The 17,883-nt window shown below is 46.8% G+C and carries 10 protein-coding genes; 5 read left to right on the top strand and 5 right to left on the bottom strand.

The features are described 5' to 3' along the window. Positions 1-150: 150 nt before the first annotated feature. The gene (locus tag ACXAH6_RS17990) at positions 151-2,277 is read right to left on the bottom strand and encodes a TonB-dependent siderophore receptor (RefSeq protein WP_474879088.1); all 2,127 of its coding nucleotides are present in this window, start codon (positions 2,275-2,277) and stop codon (positions 151-153) included. Between the two features lie 579 nt (positions 2,278-2,856). Between ACXAH6_RS17990 and ACXAH6_RS17985 the strand changes: the two genes are divergently transcribed. Then, entirely contained in the window at positions 2,857-3,903 is a 1,047-nt protein-coding gene (locus tag ACXAH6_RS17985) for a glycoside hydrolase family 43 protein (protein WP_474879092.1), read from the top strand. Positions 3,904-3,910: 7 nt separating this feature from the next. Then, complete coding sequence (locus ACXAH6_RS17980; RefSeq protein ID WP_474879086.1) at positions 3,911-5,338, top strand: sugar porter family MFS transporter; 1,428 nt, start codon at positions 3,911-3,913, stop codon at positions 5,336-5,338. 157 nt (positions 5,339-5,495) lie between these two features. Here the strand turns inward: ACXAH6_RS17980 and ACXAH6_RS17975 are convergent, their stop codons facing one another. The 3 genes from ACXAH6_RS17975 to ACXAH6_RS17965 all read right to left on the bottom strand — a co-directional run bounded on the left by ACXAH6_RS17975 (position 5,496) and on the right by ACXAH6_RS17965 (position 11,442). Continuing rightward, positions 5,496-8,381, bottom strand: a complete 2,886-nt coding sequence (locus ACXAH6_RS17975; RefSeq protein ID WP_474879084.1) for a glycosyl hydrolase 115 family protein — start codon at positions 8,379-8,381, stop codon at positions 5,496-5,498. 4 nt (positions 8,382-8,385) lie between these two features. After that, positions 8,386-10,032, bottom strand: a complete 1,647-nt coding sequence (locus ACXAH6_RS17970; RefSeq protein ID WP_474879082.1) for a glycoside hydrolase family 43 protein — start codon at positions 10,030-10,032, stop codon at positions 8,386-8,388. A 207-nt stretch (positions 10,033-10,239) separates the two neighbouring features. Continuing rightward, entirely contained in the window at positions 10,240-11,442 is a 1,203-nt protein-coding gene (locus ACXAH6_RS17965; RefSeq protein WP_474879080.1) for a XylR family transcriptional regulator, read from the bottom strand. A gap of 170 nt (positions 11,443-11,612) precedes the next feature. Here ACXAH6_RS17965 and xylB point away from each other — a divergent pair, with 170 nt between their 5' ends. The 3 genes from xylB to ACXAH6_RS17950 all read left to right on the top strand — a co-directional run bounded on the left by xylB (position 11,613) and on the right by ACXAH6_RS17950 (position 16,485). Beyond that, positions 11,613-13,070 (top strand): xylulokinase, encoded by a 1,458-nt coding sequence (gene xylB / locus ACXAH6_RS17960; RefSeq protein WP_474879078.1) that lies wholly within the window; start codon positions 11,613-11,615, stop codon positions 13,068-13,070. A 111-nt stretch (positions 13,071-13,181) separates the two neighbouring features. Next, positions 13,182-14,501, top strand: coding sequence for a xylose isomerase (gene xylA, locus ACXAH6_RS17955; RefSeq protein WP_474879076.1), 1,320 nt, complete (start codon positions 13,182-13,184; stop codon positions 14,499-14,501). Positions 14,502-14,565: 64 nt separating this feature from the next. After that, the gene (locus ACXAH6_RS17950) at positions 14,566-16,485 is read left to right on the top strand and encodes a sialate O-acetylesterase (protein ID WP_474879074.1); all 1,920 of its coding nucleotides are present in this window, start codon (positions 14,566-14,568) and stop codon (positions 16,483-16,485) included. Between the two features lie 70 nt (positions 16,486-16,555). On the opposite strand, the gene manD is transcribed toward ACXAH6_RS17950, so the two are convergent. Next, positions 16,556-17,764, bottom strand: coding sequence for a D-mannonate dehydratase ManD (manD, locus tag ACXAH6_RS17945; protein ID WP_474879070.1), 1,209 nt, complete (start codon positions 17,762-17,764; stop codon positions 16,556-16,558). Positions 17,765-17,883: the final 119 nt, after the last annotated feature.

Below are 17,883 nucleotides of genomic sequence, written 5' to 3'. Positions count from 1 at the left end.
CGTATTGTTGTGGGGATTTTGGGGTTAGCATGGTGAACACTCCGAATTTCACTATGCCTATTAGATCAAAGCCCCAGACTTTCGTCTAGGGCTTTTTCAACAGTCTGCCGCGTTTAAAAACGCGGTTTTTTATTTTCACTCACAGCCGTGTTAGAACGCGACTTTCACGTTAACACTAACAGTGCGAGGCGCGCCGATTCTCAAACCACCATAACCATCGGTTGCCCAATACTTTTCATCATTAAGGTTGTTAGCAACACCTGTAAAAGTTACTGCTTTACCCTGAATTTGCGTATCGTAAGTCAAACCTGCGGTATAGATGGTGTAATCATCCAGCTCCCATGTATTGTTAGCATCTAATGCCATCGAACCATAGTATTTAGCCCCGATGTTGGCAACTAGCCCAGGTACCGTCGGGAAGCTATAACGCCCTTGGAAACCAAACTGCATATCAGGGGCACCCGCAACATCATTACCTTCGGTTGTGCTATCTGGACCCGTTTTATCGTACTCTGTATCTAGTACCATTAAATCGGCATACAAAGACAAATTATCGCTCATTTGATATAAGCCATTTAGCTCAAGCCCTTGATACACGGTTACGCCGTCTTGCACGTAATAGTTGTCGGTTGTCGCGTATTCAGCCGCTCGTTCAATACGGAACAAGGCACCAGTTACACTCCACAATTCACGCGACACTTTCACACCCGCTTCGTATTGCTTACTTTTGAGTGGTGGCAATACTTCATTGGCATTTTCGTATGTTTCAGCAACCGTGCTGCCTTCTTCAAAGGCTTCAACGTAACTGGCGTAATACGTGGTGTCACTGTCTGGCTTAAACATCAAAGCAATCGTTGGCGTAACCGCTGAATCTGAATATCCATCGAGGCGAGCTTTATAAATATCAGCCAAGATTTCATAGTCATAATCAGTAAAACGCAGGCCAGCCATGACACTCCACTGGTCGTTCAAGGCGATGAAGTCATTCACAAATGCAGATTTTTGTGTGGTTGCCCACATCTTGGACAAGGCTTCTTCGAGTGTAGATTCGTAGGTTTGTACATTTGGCTCGTACAAGTTGTCGTTTTCATCTAGGAACACCACAACTCGGTTAGGATCGTTGCGGAAAGTGGTCGTTTTTTGATACGACACACCCGAAATCAACTGATGACCAATTTGACCGGTTTTGAAATTACCTTCAACAATGCCTTGCACTTGGTCAAAATCAACGTCGAAGTACTGATCGTAAATGCGAATACTGATATCGCCTTCACTGTTCAGCAAATAAGGCATGGTTTTCACCCAGCGCGTATCATTGGTTGTATGGCCGTATTCAATGCGCGCATTCCAATCGCTATTAATGGTCCAGTTCAATGACGACATAGTGATCAAGTTTTCATGATCGTTAAATGAGCCATCTACGCCAATATTACGACTACCATCCACTGGCGCGGGTAACACATCATCACTGCTCAATGAGTTATTCAAGTAACTCACTACATTATCTACACGACGGTCGTTATAAATAACGTCTAATGTAAAGTACAAATCGTCTGTCAGCTGAGCATCAAAAGCCAAGGTCGCTGTACTGCGGTCTAGTTCACCACGATCGTTATAGGTGTCGCCAGATTCGTGCACCACATTTACTCGCGCCCCATAGGCGCCATTGTGGCCAAAGCGTTTTGCAGCATCAACATGACCGTACAATATAGACCCTGTGCGATAACCCACATCGGCGGTAACCAAATCGGCTGTTGCGCGCTTAGTGGTGTAATTAATTACGCCACCAGGTGCCGCAAAACCATACATAAACCCGGTCGCGCCTTTCAATAAGTCGATTTTACCAAACGCTTCGTAAGGCATTTCACCACTAAAGTTATTCGCAGATAGCCCATTAATTTTAAAGCTGTTGGTGTAATCCAGTGCCAAACCACGCACAGCCACATTGGTCCCAAAACCACTGTAAGCACCGCCTTGAATAGTGACAGACGCATCACGAGTAAATAACGTCTCAAGTGAATTAACCTGACCGCGTTCCATTTCTTCGCTGCTGATAGAAGAAATAGAAAATGGCGTATCCAAGATCAAACGAGAACCCAAGGCACCATTTGATGCTTCCGTTTGTAAAATAGAGGTTTGGTGCCCCAACACAGTGATTTTTTCGACATCTGCAGACTCTGATTGCTGCTGAGATTCTTGTGCGAGGGCTGTACCAGACAGCGCGAAAGAAACCGCCAGGGCAAGTGGCAGTTTGTTCGAGGTGAAGAAAGGTTGCATTAAACTTGTTCCTAAGTTTTAGATTCTAAAGAGCGCAGACTTTCTTTTAGTTATCAGTGTGATGCGCGTTCCATCAGTTTTCAAATGTGATTGTGAAAACTGCAAAACATTAACGCAACTGATAATAATTATCAATATCACTTATTGAAAATATATGTAAATGGAGAGACCTTGCTTGCGCATGAAATACAATATAACGCCACGCTAACAGGCTGATTGAGCGCCAATTTCTAATCCTGATTTATGCAAGTTTGTAAATTTAAAATTAAAATACATAACTTAATATGATTAATTCCGCTGAAAGCACTAAAAAACAGACCGCCCAACAAAAACAATAAACTCATGTTTATTATGAACTTTTATTAACATACGCTTTTATTCCCATAGCAACTATGTATATGATGTGTAAATTTTACGTTATTGCACACCTCGTTAGCGTTTTATTGTTTTGAGCGCTTTTTGCATTGCCTGCTTTTCTGCGTCACTGCATTATTTTGCAATTAAATCTGAGATGTTCGAATGACAAAGGAGCGAGTTGTGTCGTTTCACAAAAAAACACGTTATTTAGCCGCCAGTATCATGGCTGCATTGGCATTGAGTGGTTGCCAGGGTAATCAAGACGCCTCTCAACAAGAAAAAGTAAAACGCGAAAAAAGTGGGTTGGCTAAACCATTGGTCAACCATATTTATACCGCCGACCCTTCCGCTCACGTATTTAACGGTAAGCTATATATTTACCCTTCACACGACATTGAGTCGGGTATACCGCAAAACGACAATGGCGACCATTTTGCCATGCGTGATTACCATATTTTGTCGATGGACAAAGTAGGCGGTGAAGTGACCGATCATGGTGAAGCGCTTTCGGTCGACACTATTCCTTGGGCTGGCCGCCAGCTATGGGCGCCAGATGCGGCATACAAAGACGGGACATACTATTTATATTTCCCACTCAAAGACAAAAACGATGTTTTCCATATTGGCGCTGCCACCAGCGACAAACCTGAAGGCCCATTTACCGCTCAACATGAGCCTATTGCTGGCAGTTACAGCATGGACCCAGCCGTGTACAAAGATGATGACGGCAGCTATTACATGTATTTTGGCGGTATTTGGGGTGGGCAATTACAGCGTTATGAAGGTGGAAAATACAACCCAGAAGACACCTACCCTGCTGATGATTTACCTGCCGTAAAACCTCGCATTGCGAAAATGGCTGACGACATGTTGTCGTTTGCAGAAACCCCACGAGAAATCGAAATTCTCGACGCCAATGGCAAGCCTATTTTGCAAGGTGACAACGACCGACGCTTCTTTGAAGCCGCGTGGATGCACAAATATCAAGGCCGTTATTACTTGTCATACTCCACGGGCGATACTCATAAAATTGTGTATGCCACGGGTGACAACCCATACGGGCCATTTACCTATCAAGGTGTAATTTTAAAGCCCGTAATTGGCTGGACCAACCATCATTCTATCGCCAAGTTCCAAGGCAAATGGTACCTGTTCTATCACGATAGTTCTCTGTCGGGTGGGCAAACCCATTTGCGTAGCGTAAAAATGACCGAACTCGAATACAACCCAGATGGCAGCATTGTCACCATCGACCCGTACATGGAGTAATAAACACATGGAATCTGTACTTGCTACCAATAGCGTCGTTGAAAAAAACGACGACAACATTGGGTTTATTATTTTTATCAGTATTGTCGCCACCATTGGCGGCTTCTTATTCGGCTTCGACAGTGGCGTGATTAACGGCACCGTCGATGGCCTGCAAAAGGCGTTTAATTCCGAGAGTGTGGGCACAGGTTTTAACGTGTCGAGTATGTTACTCGGGTGTGCCTTCGGTGCTTTTTTTGCTGGTCGATTAGCTGATCACTTTGGTCGGCGTGCACTACTCATGGTGTCTGCCATATTATTTATCGTCAGCGCTTGGGGGTCGGGTGTTGCCGACTCTTCTTTTGAGTTTGTTATTTATCGCGTACTGGGTGGCTTAGCCGTTGGTGCAGCTTCTGTTATGGCCCCAGCATACATTGCCGAAGTCTCACCGGCGCGTTTTCGTGGCATGCTCACAAGTATTCAGCAAATCGCGATTATCAGTGGTTTATTTGCAGCGTTTTTAAGTAACTACTTACTTGCCGGTGCGGCAGAAGGCTCAACAAATGCGCTATGGATGAGTTATGAAGCGTGGCGCTGGATGTTTTGGATTGAATTAATCCCCGCCTTTTTGTTTTTTGCCATGTTGTTGTTTATTCCTGAAAGCCCGCGCTTCTTGGTATCCAGCAACAACGCAGAGAAAGCCAAAGCGGTATTAGGCCGGCTTTACGGCGAAGATATTGCGCAACAAAAGATGAGCGAAATTCAGCAATCGTTAGCTGACGATCACAAACCGCGATTGTCAGACTTAGTTGAAAAATCTTCCGGTAAAATTCGCCCTATCGTTTGGATTGGTATTGGTTTGGCGACCTTCCAACAACTGGTTGGGATCAACGTGGTGTTTTATTACGGTGCAGTGCTATGGCAAGCGGTTGGCTTTTCAGAATCTGACGCCCTACTTATCAATGTACTCAGCGGGGCAATCAGTATTGCAGCCTGTGTGATAACGCTTTTGGTGATTGATAAAATTGGCCGCAAACCTTTACTCAAGTTTGGTTCAATTGGCATGGCCATCACGTTATCACTTATGGTTGTTGCTTTTCTCAACGCAAGTCAAAGCCCAGACGGCAAACTTATTTTAGGGGATTGGGGTACAACTGCACTGGTTGCAGCAAACCTTTACGTGTTCTTCTTTAATATGTCTTGGGGCCCGGTAATGTGGGTAATGTTAGGTGAAATGTTCCCGAATCAAATTCGCGGTTCGGGTTTGGCCGTAAGCGGCCTTGTGCAATGGGGAAGCAACTTTGTGATCACCTACACCTTCCCTATGTTACTTGCGGGTATTGGTTTAGCGGGCGCTTATGGTTTTTATGCGCTGTTCGCTATTCTATCAGTCATCTTTGTTATGAAGTATGTATATGAAACCAAAGGGAAAGAATTAGAAGACATGCAAGGTTAAATAACCAAAAGAACAAGGCTCACCTGTTTTATTGCCAGCTCTTTGAGCTGGCTTTTTTTGTACTACGTATCGTGTAATCCCACCCAATATTAGGCAATAAAAAAGAGCAGGAATCGCTTCGTGCTCTTTTTGTGTTACCTCATTATAGTTGGTTGTGCTAGCGCTTAAAGCGCCGTTCTACTGGCCCTAGATAGCTCTGTTGTAAAGCACCTGTATCAATAATTACTCGCTGTAATAGAGCACCTGGCGTTATCGCGTGCACCTTTAACATATATCGTCCGGGTTTTGGCACGTTCAGTGTTGTCGACAGAGCTTTCATGTTATTCAACACGCCCTGCTCCCAAGCCTTTTTGTCTTTTTGCGAGGGCAAAGCTAAGGTATCAAGTAACTGCTCATCAAAAGATACCGCCACGTGAATACCTGTTGTTTGATCAAAAGGTAATGATGGCGCAAGTTGCAGCGTGATAGGGAATTCTCCCGATGAGGTGAAATAAACGGGGTAACTCACCGTGCCTGCTTCCTCGGGGGTCACAGTTACATAAGGTGGAACAACCGCTCGTAAAGATTGCCCAGTACGTCCGTTTAAGGCCACTTTTTCCCAATAGCTTTGGGAAGTCTGGCTCAAACGGCCACTCGTAGCATCAATGGCAATATAGCCATCGCCTTCAACAAAATCGCCTTGCTCTGGCTGTTGGTCTAATACGGGGCGATGAGCTGAAACATTAATGACAGCGCCGCCCCACCCTGTTCCTTTGATCACCACAGTGCCGCTGTGATCACCAACAGGCAGTTGTGCCCAGTCTATCGAAACGGCAATTTGTGTATCTTGTTCTAATAAACCTTTAGATGTTGATAACACTATCCAAGGTGCAGACACATCAGCTTGCCATTCAAAGGGTTTAGCTTGGCGGTTGTACACAGTGATGTTGCGGCTTTTCGCGCCAAACAAAGTAAACGACGGCAAAGTTAATGGTTCATCTTTATGCTCATTAGCAGGCCAATAGTGTGTGCTGCCTTCAACCGCTACCCCCATATCGGCAACTTCAGGGATTGCCAAGGGTTTGGTATGTACCACGGGTGGAAGATTAGCCGGAGGATTACGCCAATGAACAAAACCAATATGAGGCTGAGACGTCATATGATTCCATTTTCCATCTTTAATTTGATGGAAGGTGTCACTTAGCGATTTATCACGTTCAAACCAATAAGCCACTTGCTCTGCCATATCAGCCGTCGAGGCGCGGTCTTGCTCGGCATAACGTTTATTCAATGCCTGACGATAGTTAAGTTCAAACATGGCCTGTGTCGCCCACATGGGATAACCCACTAACTCAAAAAAGCTAGCTTGATACCGTTCTGGTAGAGCTTTGTAGATCTTCTCTGCCGTTGACGCGGCTTTCGCTAATTGCGCACTCACACGCTCAGCTTCGTGATAGTGCAAAATAGAATAGGTATCAGGCTCGATAGCTGCCGGTTTACGCTTGCCATTGTGAAGGGTATAGGTGTTCAGAATATCTCTGATTTCATCGCCATAAAAACCACCAAATTGCTGGTTTACCCATTGGGCCGTAAATTGCGCTGGGGATTGCGCATCAAATGCAGTTGGGTTCCAAGCTTGAGCGAGGAAAAAACTAATGGGTAACTCCATGGGTTTTAAGTCACCGACATTGGTGATCCAGAGCTTGTCTGCCCCATACTCCCACGCCAAATTCATCTGCTCCCATACCTTGCCCAATGGCACTGTGTTAATCCAGCGATAAGAACGGGGGCCTCCCACATAGTCAAAATGATAATACACGCCGGCACCGCCTTTGCGATCGCGCTCTGACTGAGTAGGTAATCGACGAATATTACCAAAGTTGTCATCGGCCCACAGCAAGGTCACGTCATCCGGTACGCGCATACCTCGTTCGTAAAAACCCTGTACTTCTTTATACAATGCCCACACTTGAGGAATGTCTGCCAAAGGTTTATCTATGGTTTTGGCAAGGATCTCGCGTTGGTCATGCACAATTTTTTCGAGTAAGTCGATGTTTTCGCCTTCACTCATTGGCGTATCAGCTTGCCCGCGCATGCCTAGAGTAAACATACCCAATTTATCTTTATAACGCTCAGCCCCCTCAACCCAAAATTGATAAAGTTTGTCAGGGTTGGTGGAATATTCCCAAGGGCCTTCGCCATAGCGGTTCCATTCTTTGTCCGCACGCATCATGGGTTCGTGGTGCGACGTACTCATCACTATCCCCATGGTATTGGCTAAATACATATTCTGCGGATCATCATCAGCAAACGCATTATTCCACATGGCCGGCCATAAAAAATTTGCTTTTAATCGAAGCAATAGTTCAAACACATGCTGATAAAATTGTGCGTTATAGCCGCCAAACTTTTCGCTTGTCCAGTTACTCAACGCAGGCGCTTCATCGTTTAAAAATATACCGCGGTATTTCACTTTGGGCGCATCATCAACCTGAGTACCTCTTTTAATATACAAGGCTTCGTGTTGCGCAATGGGCACATCAGCCCACCAATACCAAGGTGACACCCCTATCTTTTCGCTCAGGTCATAAATGCCGTAAATGGTGCCTCGTTTGTCGTTACCCGCTATAACCCACACTTGCTCTAACTCAGCGAGCTTGGGCAAGTTTTTCGCCTCTTTATCCAACCTAATGTGACTTAGTTGAAAGCCATCCCACCGAGACGCCGATGCTCCTAGCGACAGCACCCCATGCTCAATCAATTGGTCGACTAGCGTGTCTTTTCCAATTTCGCCAACAATCACCGCTGCACGGCCCAACTGACTCACATTATGGGTGAGCTGAGGTTTTACACCAGTAACACTAAAAATATCCTGTTGCAGATTTTTAGCTGCCAGTTTAATTCCTTCATCGGCATTTTCTGCCACATAGATTCCGCTGGCTTTTCCCTGAGATACGAGAGGGAAATCTTGCCCTGTATGTACAAAATTCACATAGTTCGCTGCCAATGCAGCAGTGGCTGGGTAAGCCACCAGCGCAATAAAAACAATGAGTTGTCGCAACATGATGTTAATCCTTATTTTCGTTACGCGAGTGTAATCCGATGGTTGCCCCCACAAACCCGCCGGCTTTAGCCGTACTCAGTGGGGTTGCGTCCTGAACCGTTCCCAGTGTGCGCCAAGTATTGTTGTGCATCACTGCAAAGCTAATGTCGTCTTGATGACCTTTAATCTGGAGGGATACCGTGCTGTTCAACAGTGTTGGCGTTGATAGTTCAGCCACACGCTCAACCTTGCCTTTATTCACCTTTTCCACGAACACTAGGCGAGTGTCTTGCCGTTGAGTCACCCCTAAAAAGTAATGAAAGGCCGCATTTTGAAACACAACCAAACCTGCGCTTTCACCTGTACGTGGCACCACTAATTCCGTACTTACCTCAAAGTCTGCAGACGTCTGATGAATACCTACGTATGCCACTGTGCCTATACTCGTCAGCGGTTCATGTGGCGAGAGCACTAAACGACTATTTTCTTGCTTCGCCCAACTGCGATCAAAAGTACGTAACCCCTGCCAATGGTCAGCTAAGCTATCGCGGTCAAACGTATCCTGTATTTTGTCAAAGTCAGTACGCGCACTTGGCACTGTGTCTGTGGGGCGATTATGCAGCAAAGGGATAGCCGTTTTCGGCGGTAAAATGTGTGGCCAATCGTCGCGCCAGGAAATAGGTAGCAAAAACGTTTCTCGTCCGGTGTTATAAAGCCCATCTTGATACGGGCGTGTGGCTAAAAATACGCTCCACCACTCGCCCGAGGGCATCTGAATAAAATCAGCATGACCCGCAGCCTCTACCGCATGTGGTCGCGGATAGGGTAAATCCCGTTGAGTCAGGATAGGATTGTGCTCATAAGGTTCAAAAGGTGATGCTAATGAGCGCGTTCTAAACACCACTTGCGTATGGTTTGGCCCCGTTCCGCCTTCTGCGCATGTCAGGTAATACCAACCATTAATGTGATAGATATGCGGCCCTTCTATCCACACAGGCTGCTGAGTTATGTCGACACCACCGTTAACCAACAAACGACGAGAATCAGGTTTTACTTTTTTCTCTTGTTTGTCATATTCCCATAGCCATATTGCGCGATGACCGTCATAGAGAGGCTCTCCTGGAGGTGCGTCGTTATGCGCGATGTAAACTTTGCCGTCTTCATCAAAGAACAGGTCAGGGTCGATCCCCCCCACTTCAGGCAGCCAAATGGGGTCTGACCAAGGGCCTGCTGGGTCTTCTGCGGTAATGATAAAGTTGCCGCCGCTGTCTACTGCAGTGGTGATTAAATAAAACATCCCATCGTGATACCTAAGCGTAGGCGCAAAGATCCCCCGCGACATTCCCAGCCCCGCAAACTCTGTTTGCGACGCGCGACTTAATGCATAACCCACAAACGTCCAGTCAGTCAGATTTTTCGAGTGAAAAATAGGTAATCCCGGTGTGTAAGAAAAAGAACTGTTCACCAAGTAATAGTCATCGCCCTTACGGGTAATTGACGGGTCTGGGTAAAAGCCTGGAAGTACGGGGTTAGTATATTGTGCGGAGTGTGTCGCTTGAACGTGTTGTTTGCCTGCGTATTGAAACCCTAAAAACTCGGCTGCTGAAGTTGGCATACAGGCGACGAGCGCTAATGTACAGCCAACGATAAACGTTTGGTAATGCTTATCCATGAACATTCTCATAAAAGGTAATGCTTGGCATTTAACGTGAAAGCGAACAACGCATCAACGCAACACGCTTATGAAATACGCCATACTGAGTTGCGTTTTTTGTGAATGGTTTGTAAAAACAAAGACGTAACTAAAATGAGGTGAAGCGTAAGCTAGGAAGTCGCGCACTTTGCACCCTACGCGCGCGCGACCGCCTAAGAACCTGTTTTAAGACACTTTGAGTTGAAACCCTAATTCATCGTCGTCTCTCATCGCATCGCGATATTCTTTAGGGGTTTTGTCGAAGTGCTTTTTAAATACCGCGTACATGTACTGGAGTGAAGGATAACCACACACTTTGGCGATATGTGATGTTGCATCGTCGGTTTTTTCCAGCATTTTGCAAGCGCGGTTGAGCTTTTCGTTATGGATTTCTGTGTGAATACTGTGACCGCGTTCTTCGCGGAAACGATTCTCCAAATTAGACCGCGACACGCCCACATAATCGAGTACCTGGTCTACCTTAATACCTCGGCACGCATTCTGACGAATATAGTGCATGGCTTGCATTACGTGTGGGTCGCTAATGGCTTTGAAGTCTGTTGACTGTCTCTCCGCCACGCATTCGGGTGGCACGAGTATAGGTTGTTTGGGGCCTTTGTAGCCTTGCAGAATTTTGTGCAAGAACTTGGCCGCTTGAAACCCCATTTCAAAACAGCCTTGTTTTACAGAGCTTAGGCTCACGCGACTGAGGTAGCGCGCTAACGGGTCGTCATCAATACCAATAACAGACATGCGGTCAGGAATAAGCATACCAATATGGTCGCACACCTGTAGCAAGTGGCGTGCACGGGAATCGGTAACAGCGATAATACCAACAGGCGTAGGTAAGCTTTTAAGCCAGTCTCCTAGACGCTTGGTAGTATATTGCCACGTTTCAGGCCGCACCGGATGGCCGCGATACACATGGCATTCATACCCTTGAGAACGCGTAATATCCAGTACCGCGCGCTCTCGCTCCTGCGCCCAACGGTGATGCTCGTTCACCGGCGCGCCGTAAAAAGCAAACCGCTGAATGCCCTTTTGGCGTAAGTGCTCGAAGGCTTCTTTTATTAATGCGTAATTGTCTGTAGCAACATAGGGCACGTCTGGATAGTCTTCTGCCTTGCTGTATGAACCGCCAATGCCCACCACAGGCACTTTGGCTTTTTGCAACGCGGCCTGAATTTCCGGATTGTCGTAGTCGGCAATAATTCCGTCACCACTCCACTCGTCCAGATGCTCAAGTCGCGCCATAAAATCTTCTTCTAAATAGAGATCCCAATCGACTTTAGAGGTTTGCAGGTATTCACCCACGCCTTCAATAATTCGACGGTCATACACCTTATTGGCATTAAACAACAATGTAATACTGTGCTTATTTTCAAACATGTTAGTGCCCTCGCCAAAAGAAATTAAATAAAGTTTTTTTATGATTTTTACTGGCGAGTTCGATGTTATTACAGGTAAACGGAATTAACAAAAAAATTACAAAATTTCATAATTGTGCTTCTACTTTTTCGCAATCAGCATACGTATTATTCATACAAATGAGTTTATCTATGTTTATTGGAATTGATTTAGGAACATCGGGCGTAAAAGTCATTATTACCGGTACCGATGGCAAATTGATAGATTCAGCAAAAGCTGAGTTATCTGTATCTATCCCTCGTCCACTCTGGTCTGAACAAGCCCCTGATGATTGGTGGACCGCCACCTACGAATGCTTAGATGCACTGAGTTCTCGTCAAGATCTACGTGCAGTAGAGGCCATTGGTCTTGCTGGGCAAATGCACGGCGCAACACTACTTGATAAAAATCATAAAGTGCTACGCCCCGCGATTTTGTGGAATGATGGTCGCTGTGAAGCGGAATGTAAGCAAATTGAAGCCGCCATCAGCAATGCTCACGGTATTACGGGTAACTTGATCATGCCCGGTTTTACTGCGCCCAAGCTATTGTGGGTAAAAAATCACGAGCCTGAAATCTTCAAACAAATTCATAAAGTACTTCTGCCAAAAGATTTTTTGCGATTTAAACTCACGGGTGCGTTTGCTTCAGATATGTCCGACTCCGCGGGCACATGTTGGCTCGATACAGCGCAGCGCACATGGAGCAAATCCATGCTATTGGTCTGCGGCCTCAACGAAGAGCAAATGCCTAAGCTCTACGAAGGTACTGAAGTGACTGGCTACCTAGACGAACACCTCGCCAAGCGTTGGGGTATGTCGGCAGTGCCTGTGGTTGCAGGCGCGGGAGACAACGCCGCAGGAGCGATCGGCTGTGGTATTGTCTCTCCGGGTCAAGCCATGTTGTCACTCGGCACATCAGGGGTTTATTTTGCGGTCACCAAAGACTTTCGCAGCAATCCGGCTTCGGCGGTGCATAGCTTTTGTCACGCCGTGCCCGACCGCTGGCACTTGATGTCGGTAATGCTGAGCGCCGCAAGTTGCTTAAGCTGGTTTAGTAACAATGCGGGATACCACGATGTGGCTGAATTATTTGATGATGTGGTCGCCAACACACGCAAAGACGACCCGAATGTCCCCTACTTCTTGCCTTATTTAACCGGTGAACGTACCCCTCACAACAACCCCAACGCAAAAGCGGGGTTCTTTGGCATGACAGCATCGACCACTCGCGCCCACATGGCGCAAGCCGTTGTGCAAGGAGTGTCAATGGCCTTGGCAGATGGCATTGATGCTGTGCATGGTTGTGGCATCAACGTCAATGGGATCAGCTTGATTGGCGGAGGAGTTCGCAGCACTTATTGGCGACAACTCCTGGCGGACGTTAGTGGTATTCCAATGAATTACCGCCAAAGTGGTGATGTAGGCCCAGCGCTAGGTGCGGCTCGGTTAGCTCAAGTGGGCGTGTCTCCCGACACCGACATCGACACAATTTGCCCTGTGCCTCCCTTAGAAGCCCAATACGAGCCTCAAACACGCCTCGCCGATTACTATCAGCATCGCCGTCAGAAATTTCGAGAGCTGTATTTTGCTATTGAACCACAGTGTTAACAAAAAACACAAAACTCGTTCAAATTTACGTAATTGTGACCTGTTAGCTCTTTGCCCACACTGAGCGCTAACAACTATAACGGGCCATTCGGCCCATTTCAGGAGCTAACTATGGCTAACTATTTTCAGGACATCAGCCCAATAAAATACGAAGGCGCTGAGTCAACGAATCCACTGGCGTTCAAACACTACAATGCCCAAGAAGTGGTGTTGGGAAAAACAATGGAAGAACACCTGCGTTTTGCTTCATGTTACTGGCACAACTTCTGCTGGGATGGCGCTGACGTATTTGGTGGCGGTACTTTTTCTCGCCCTTGGTTAACGCCTGGCGATGCAATGACAAAAGCCAAAGAAAAAGCCGATGTGGCATTTGAGTTTTTCGCTAAATTGGGTGCTCCTTATTATTGTTTTCACGATATCGACGTAGCGCCAGAAGGCGACAGCATTAAAGACTACATCAACAACTTCAGTGAAATGGTTGATGTGTTAGGCCAAAAGCAAGAGCAAACTGGCATGAAGCTTTTATGGGGCACAGCCAATGTGTTTAGTCACCCTCGCTACATGTCTGGCGCGGCAACAAACCCATGCCCTGAAGTATTCTCTCGCGCCGCAACTCAGGTTTTTCACGCCATGAACGCAACGCAAAAGCTAGGCGGCGAAAACTATGTGTTATGGGGTGGCCGTGAAGGCTACGAAACGTTACTCAATACCGACCTTAAACGCGAACGTGCACAGCTTGGCCGTTTTATGAATATGGTAGTTGAGCACAAACACAAAATCGGTTTCAAGGGTATGTTGCTGATTGAACCCAAACCTCAAGAGCCTACTAAGCATCAGTATGACTACGACACCGCAACGGTTTACGGTTTCTTAAAAGAATTTGGTTTAGAGAAAGAGTTTGGTGTAAACATTGAGGCGAACCACGCCACCCTATCCGGCCACTCTTTCCATCACGAAATTGCCACCGCATTTTCATTGGGTATTTTTGGCTCTATCGATGCCAACCGCGGCGATGCCCAGTTGGGCTGGGACACTGACCAATTCCCGAATAGCGTGGAAGAAATGACATTGATTTGTTATGAAATCCTCAAAAATGGTGGGTACACGTCAGGTGGTTTTAACTTCGACACCAAACTTCGCAGACAAAGTATAGACGCAGCCGATTTATTCCACGGGCACATTGGTGGTATGGATACCTGTGCATTGGCACTGAAAAAAGCAGCCGCCATGATCGAAAACGACTTTATCGGTGAAGCCAAAGCCACACGTTATGCAGGCTGGGATCAAACCTTAGGGCAACAAATACTCACTGGCGATTATTCGCTGGAAGCTCTCGCCACATTTGCCCAAGAACAGGCCCTTGACCCTAAACCTGTATCTGGCGCGCAAGAAAAACTAGAAAACCAAGTTAACCAAGTCTTGTACCGTTAATTGAGATAATGTGTTTTAAAAATGCGGGCTTGCCCGCATTTTTTGTTTCTACCTGGAGAGAATTGTGACCCGCTTATTGCTTTTATGTACGCTACTTTGCCCTTGGTCGAGTTATGCCGACATATCACTACATCAACTGTTTTCTGACGGTGCAGTATTGCAACGCAATACGCCCATTAAACTCAAAGGCAATACATCTACAAACACACCCATTCAAGTTTATTTAGACAATAAACCGTTAGGCACAGCCACTATTCAGCAAGGCCAATGGTCATTTATACTCGACCCTATGCCAGCAGGCGGGCCGCACACCTTAACTTTAGTAAGTGACAACGAACTATCCCGCCATGATTGGTATTTCGGCGATGTTTTTTTAGCGTCAGGCCAGTCCAATATGGAGCTTCCAATGAGGCGGGTAGAAGAAGCGTACCCGTTGGACGTAGCCCAAGCGAACTACCCGCTGATTAGAGAATTCACCGTCCCCGATACGTACCGCTTTGACGATGAAAACCAAGATTATGAACAAGGTGAATGGTTGCAAGCCACCGCCCCACATATCCGTCAATTATCCGCAGTGGCCTTTTACTTTGCACGTAGCCTTTACCATGAACACGGAGTGCCCATTGGAATTGTTAACGCCTCATTGGGTGGCTCTCCCATTGAAGCCTGGATGCGAGAAGAGATACTCGCGCCTTATCCTGACCTGATTGCTGAAGGCAAAAAATATGCTGACAAAGCCCTGCAGCAAAGCGTAAAAAGCGCAGATAAAGCTCGACAAGATGCGTGGTATCAAAACCTCCACCAGCAAGACCAAGGGTTAAAAAATACGCCTTGGTATTCAAGCGCGCTCGATGACAGTGAGTGGCAAGTGATAACCCTGCCAGCGGACTTGCCCGAAGCTAAATCTGGCTTTGCTGGCGTATGGTGGTTGCGTAAAACATTTGTATTGGAGCATGAACCTGATCACGACCTTACACTGCGTCTAGGGCGTATTGTCGATGCAGACGAAGCCTACATCAATGGTACACAAGTGGGGAATACTACGTATATGTACCCCCCTCGTCGTTATCACGTTCCACAAGCGTTATTGAAAAAGGGGGAAAACCACATCACGGTGCGAGTTACCTCAAATGGCGGCAACTCTGGTTTTGTATTGGATAAACCTTATTTTATTGGCGATGAACAGGCTAGGCTTAGTTTGTCTGGTGAGTGGCGCTATAAAATTGCCGCAGAAGTTCCCCCTTTAGCATCTCAAACCTTTATCCGCTGGAAGCCAATGGGCTTATACAATGCCATGATTGCCCCAGCTACTGAATATCCATTAACAGGGATACTTTGGTATCAAGGAGAATCCAATGCCGGTTCACCCGACAATTACGACGACAAACTCAAGGCCATGATCACCGATTGGCGCAACCAATGGCACCAACCAGACTTGCCCTTTTTTATTGTTCAGCTGAGCAACTTTATGTCTGCTCAAGCCCTACCTTTAGAAAGTCAGTGGGCGAGTTTGCGCAACAAACAACTCAACGCGTCTGAGCTACCTAATACCGCGTCTATTGTGACCATTGATATTGGTGAATGGAATGACGTACATCCCGTGAACAAAAAGGCGGTCGGTGAGCGTCTCGCCCTTGCTGCCAATCACATTGCATACCACCAAGGCAATGAATATGTAGGCCCTCGCCTTTCTAAAATACAACGCGAAAACAACGAACTGGTACTTACCTTTTCCCATACGCAAGGTCAGCTAACCGCAAGTAACCCCATGGACCACAGCTTTGCCATCGCCAGTGTAAACGGCGCTTACCAATGGGCAAACGTGAAGCTGATTGGCAATCAGGTGCGTTTATCTCACCCTGATATTACTGCACCAAAACATGTGCGATACGCATGGGCCGACAACCCTCAAGCGGGCCTATACAGTGCCCAAGGCCTACCCGCGACGCCATTCGAAGCGTCCTTACCGGCCCCGGCACAATAAACGCTCAAAACAAAGCAAAAGCCCCAACTCTAGCTGGGGCTTATGCTTACTCACGGCAATATAGAACGCGTTACCAATTATACATGGTGCCATCTTCTAACCGGTTAACCGGTAAATAAGCACGTTGGTAGGGATACTTTTTCGCGGCCTCTTCGTCAATGGTAACGCCATGACCGGCTGTTTCACCGACAATCATATAGCCGTCTTCAAAGCGATAGTCATGAGGAAAGACCTCATCGGTTTCAGGCGTATGCTTCATGTATTCCTGAATACCAAAGTTATGCACCCAACTGTCAAAATGCAGCGCAGCCCCCATCGTCACGGGGCTTAAGTCAGTTGCTCCATGAAAGCCCGTTCGCACATGATAAAGCTCGGCCAAATGTGCGATACGACGTAAGTGAGTAATTCCACCGCCATGAACTAAGGTAGTGCGAATATAGTCGATAAGTTGCTCTGTGATCAGCTGCTGACAATCGTGAATTGACGAGAATACTTCGCCTACCGCAATGGGCGTTGTCGTATGCTGCCTGAACAAACGAAATCCTTCTTGCAACTCTGCGGGTACTGCATCTTCTAGCCAAAACAATTTGTATGGCTCAAGTGAACGGCCCAACTGAGCGGCCTCAATGGGAGTACATCTGTGATGTGCATCATGCAGCAGATGATGTTCAAACCCATAATTATCCCGCAACGTTTCAAACAGTTGTGGAATACTGTTCAAATACTTGGTGGTCGACCACATGTTTTCAGTGGGTAAATCGGCATCTGCCGGCTCGTAGAACAACCGGTCTTTCGACACCCCATAGGTACTGGCCAACCCTGGCACACCGGTTTGCGCTCGAATGGCTTTGTAACCCATATCGATATATCGGCCCACTTCGTCAACGGTCTGCGCTATCGACTCACCATTTGCATGGCCGTAAACCATTACTTTGTCGCGACTTTTGCCCCCCAACAACTGATACAGGGGCATATTAGCGGCTTTCGCTTTTATGTCCCACAAAGCGATGTCAATGGCAGCCAAGGCTGTCATCCCCACAGGCCCTCGACGCCAATACGCACCGCGATAAAAGTATTGCCAGATATCCTCGATACGGCTGGCATCTTTGCCCAATAAACAGGGGATCAAATGGTCTTCCAAATAACTGGCAACGGCGAGTTCACGCCCATTAAGCGTAGCGTCTCCAATCCCAGTTAGCCCGTCGTCCGTGGTGATTTTCAAGGTGACAAAATTGCGTCCCGGGCAAGTAATTATCACTTTAGCCTGAGTGATCTTCATGTACTTTTCCTTTGTCAGGCGATGAGTTTGTACCAGTATATCCTTGTAAAAACGACGCCTCACAGGTTAAGAGGATAGAAGATAAAAAACGCAAAGCGCGAAATTGCTTTTCATAACGC

The organism is Alteromonas sp. ABE4_545, from assembly GCF_056161325.1.
The sequence above is the reverse complement of the archived record's forward strand: the minus strand, read 5'-3'. Positions and strand labels throughout refer to the sequence as shown.

Bases quoted from the DNA above. Each gene is read 5' to 3' on its own strand.
- ACXAH6_RS17990 (WP_474879088.1), bottom strand. From the start codon at position 2,277: ATGCAACCTTTCTTCACCTCGAACAAACTGCCACTTGCCCTGGCGGTT.
- ACXAH6_RS17985 (WP_474879092.1), top strand. From the start codon at position 2,857: ATGGCTGCATTGGCATTGAGTGGTTGCCAGGGTAATCAAGACGCCTCT.
- ACXAH6_RS17980 (WP_474879086.1), top strand. From the start codon at position 3,911: ATGGAATCTGTACTTGCTACCAATAGCGTCGTTGAAAAAAACGACGAC.
- ACXAH6_RS17975 (WP_474879084.1), bottom strand. From the start codon at position 8,381: ATGTTGCGACAACTCATTGTTTTTATTGCGCTGGTGGCTTACCCAGCC.
- ACXAH6_RS17970 (WP_474879082.1), bottom strand. From the start codon at position 10,032: ATGGATAAGCATTACCAAACGTTTATCGTTGGCTGTACATTAGCGCTC.
- ACXAH6_RS17965 (WP_474879080.1), bottom strand. From the start codon at position 11,442: ATGTTTGAAAATAAGCACAGTATTACATTGTTGTTTAATGCCAATAAG.
- xylB (WP_474879078.1), top strand. From the start codon at position 11,613: ATGTTTATTGGAATTGATTTAGGAACATCGGGCGTAAAAGTCATTATT.
- xylA (WP_474879076.1), top strand. From the start codon at position 13,182: ATGGCTAACTATTTTCAGGACATCAGCCCAATAAAATACGAAGGCGCT.
- manD (WP_474879070.1), bottom strand. From the start codon at position 17,764: ATGAAGATCACTCAGGCTAAAGTGATAATTACTTGCCCGGGACGCAAT.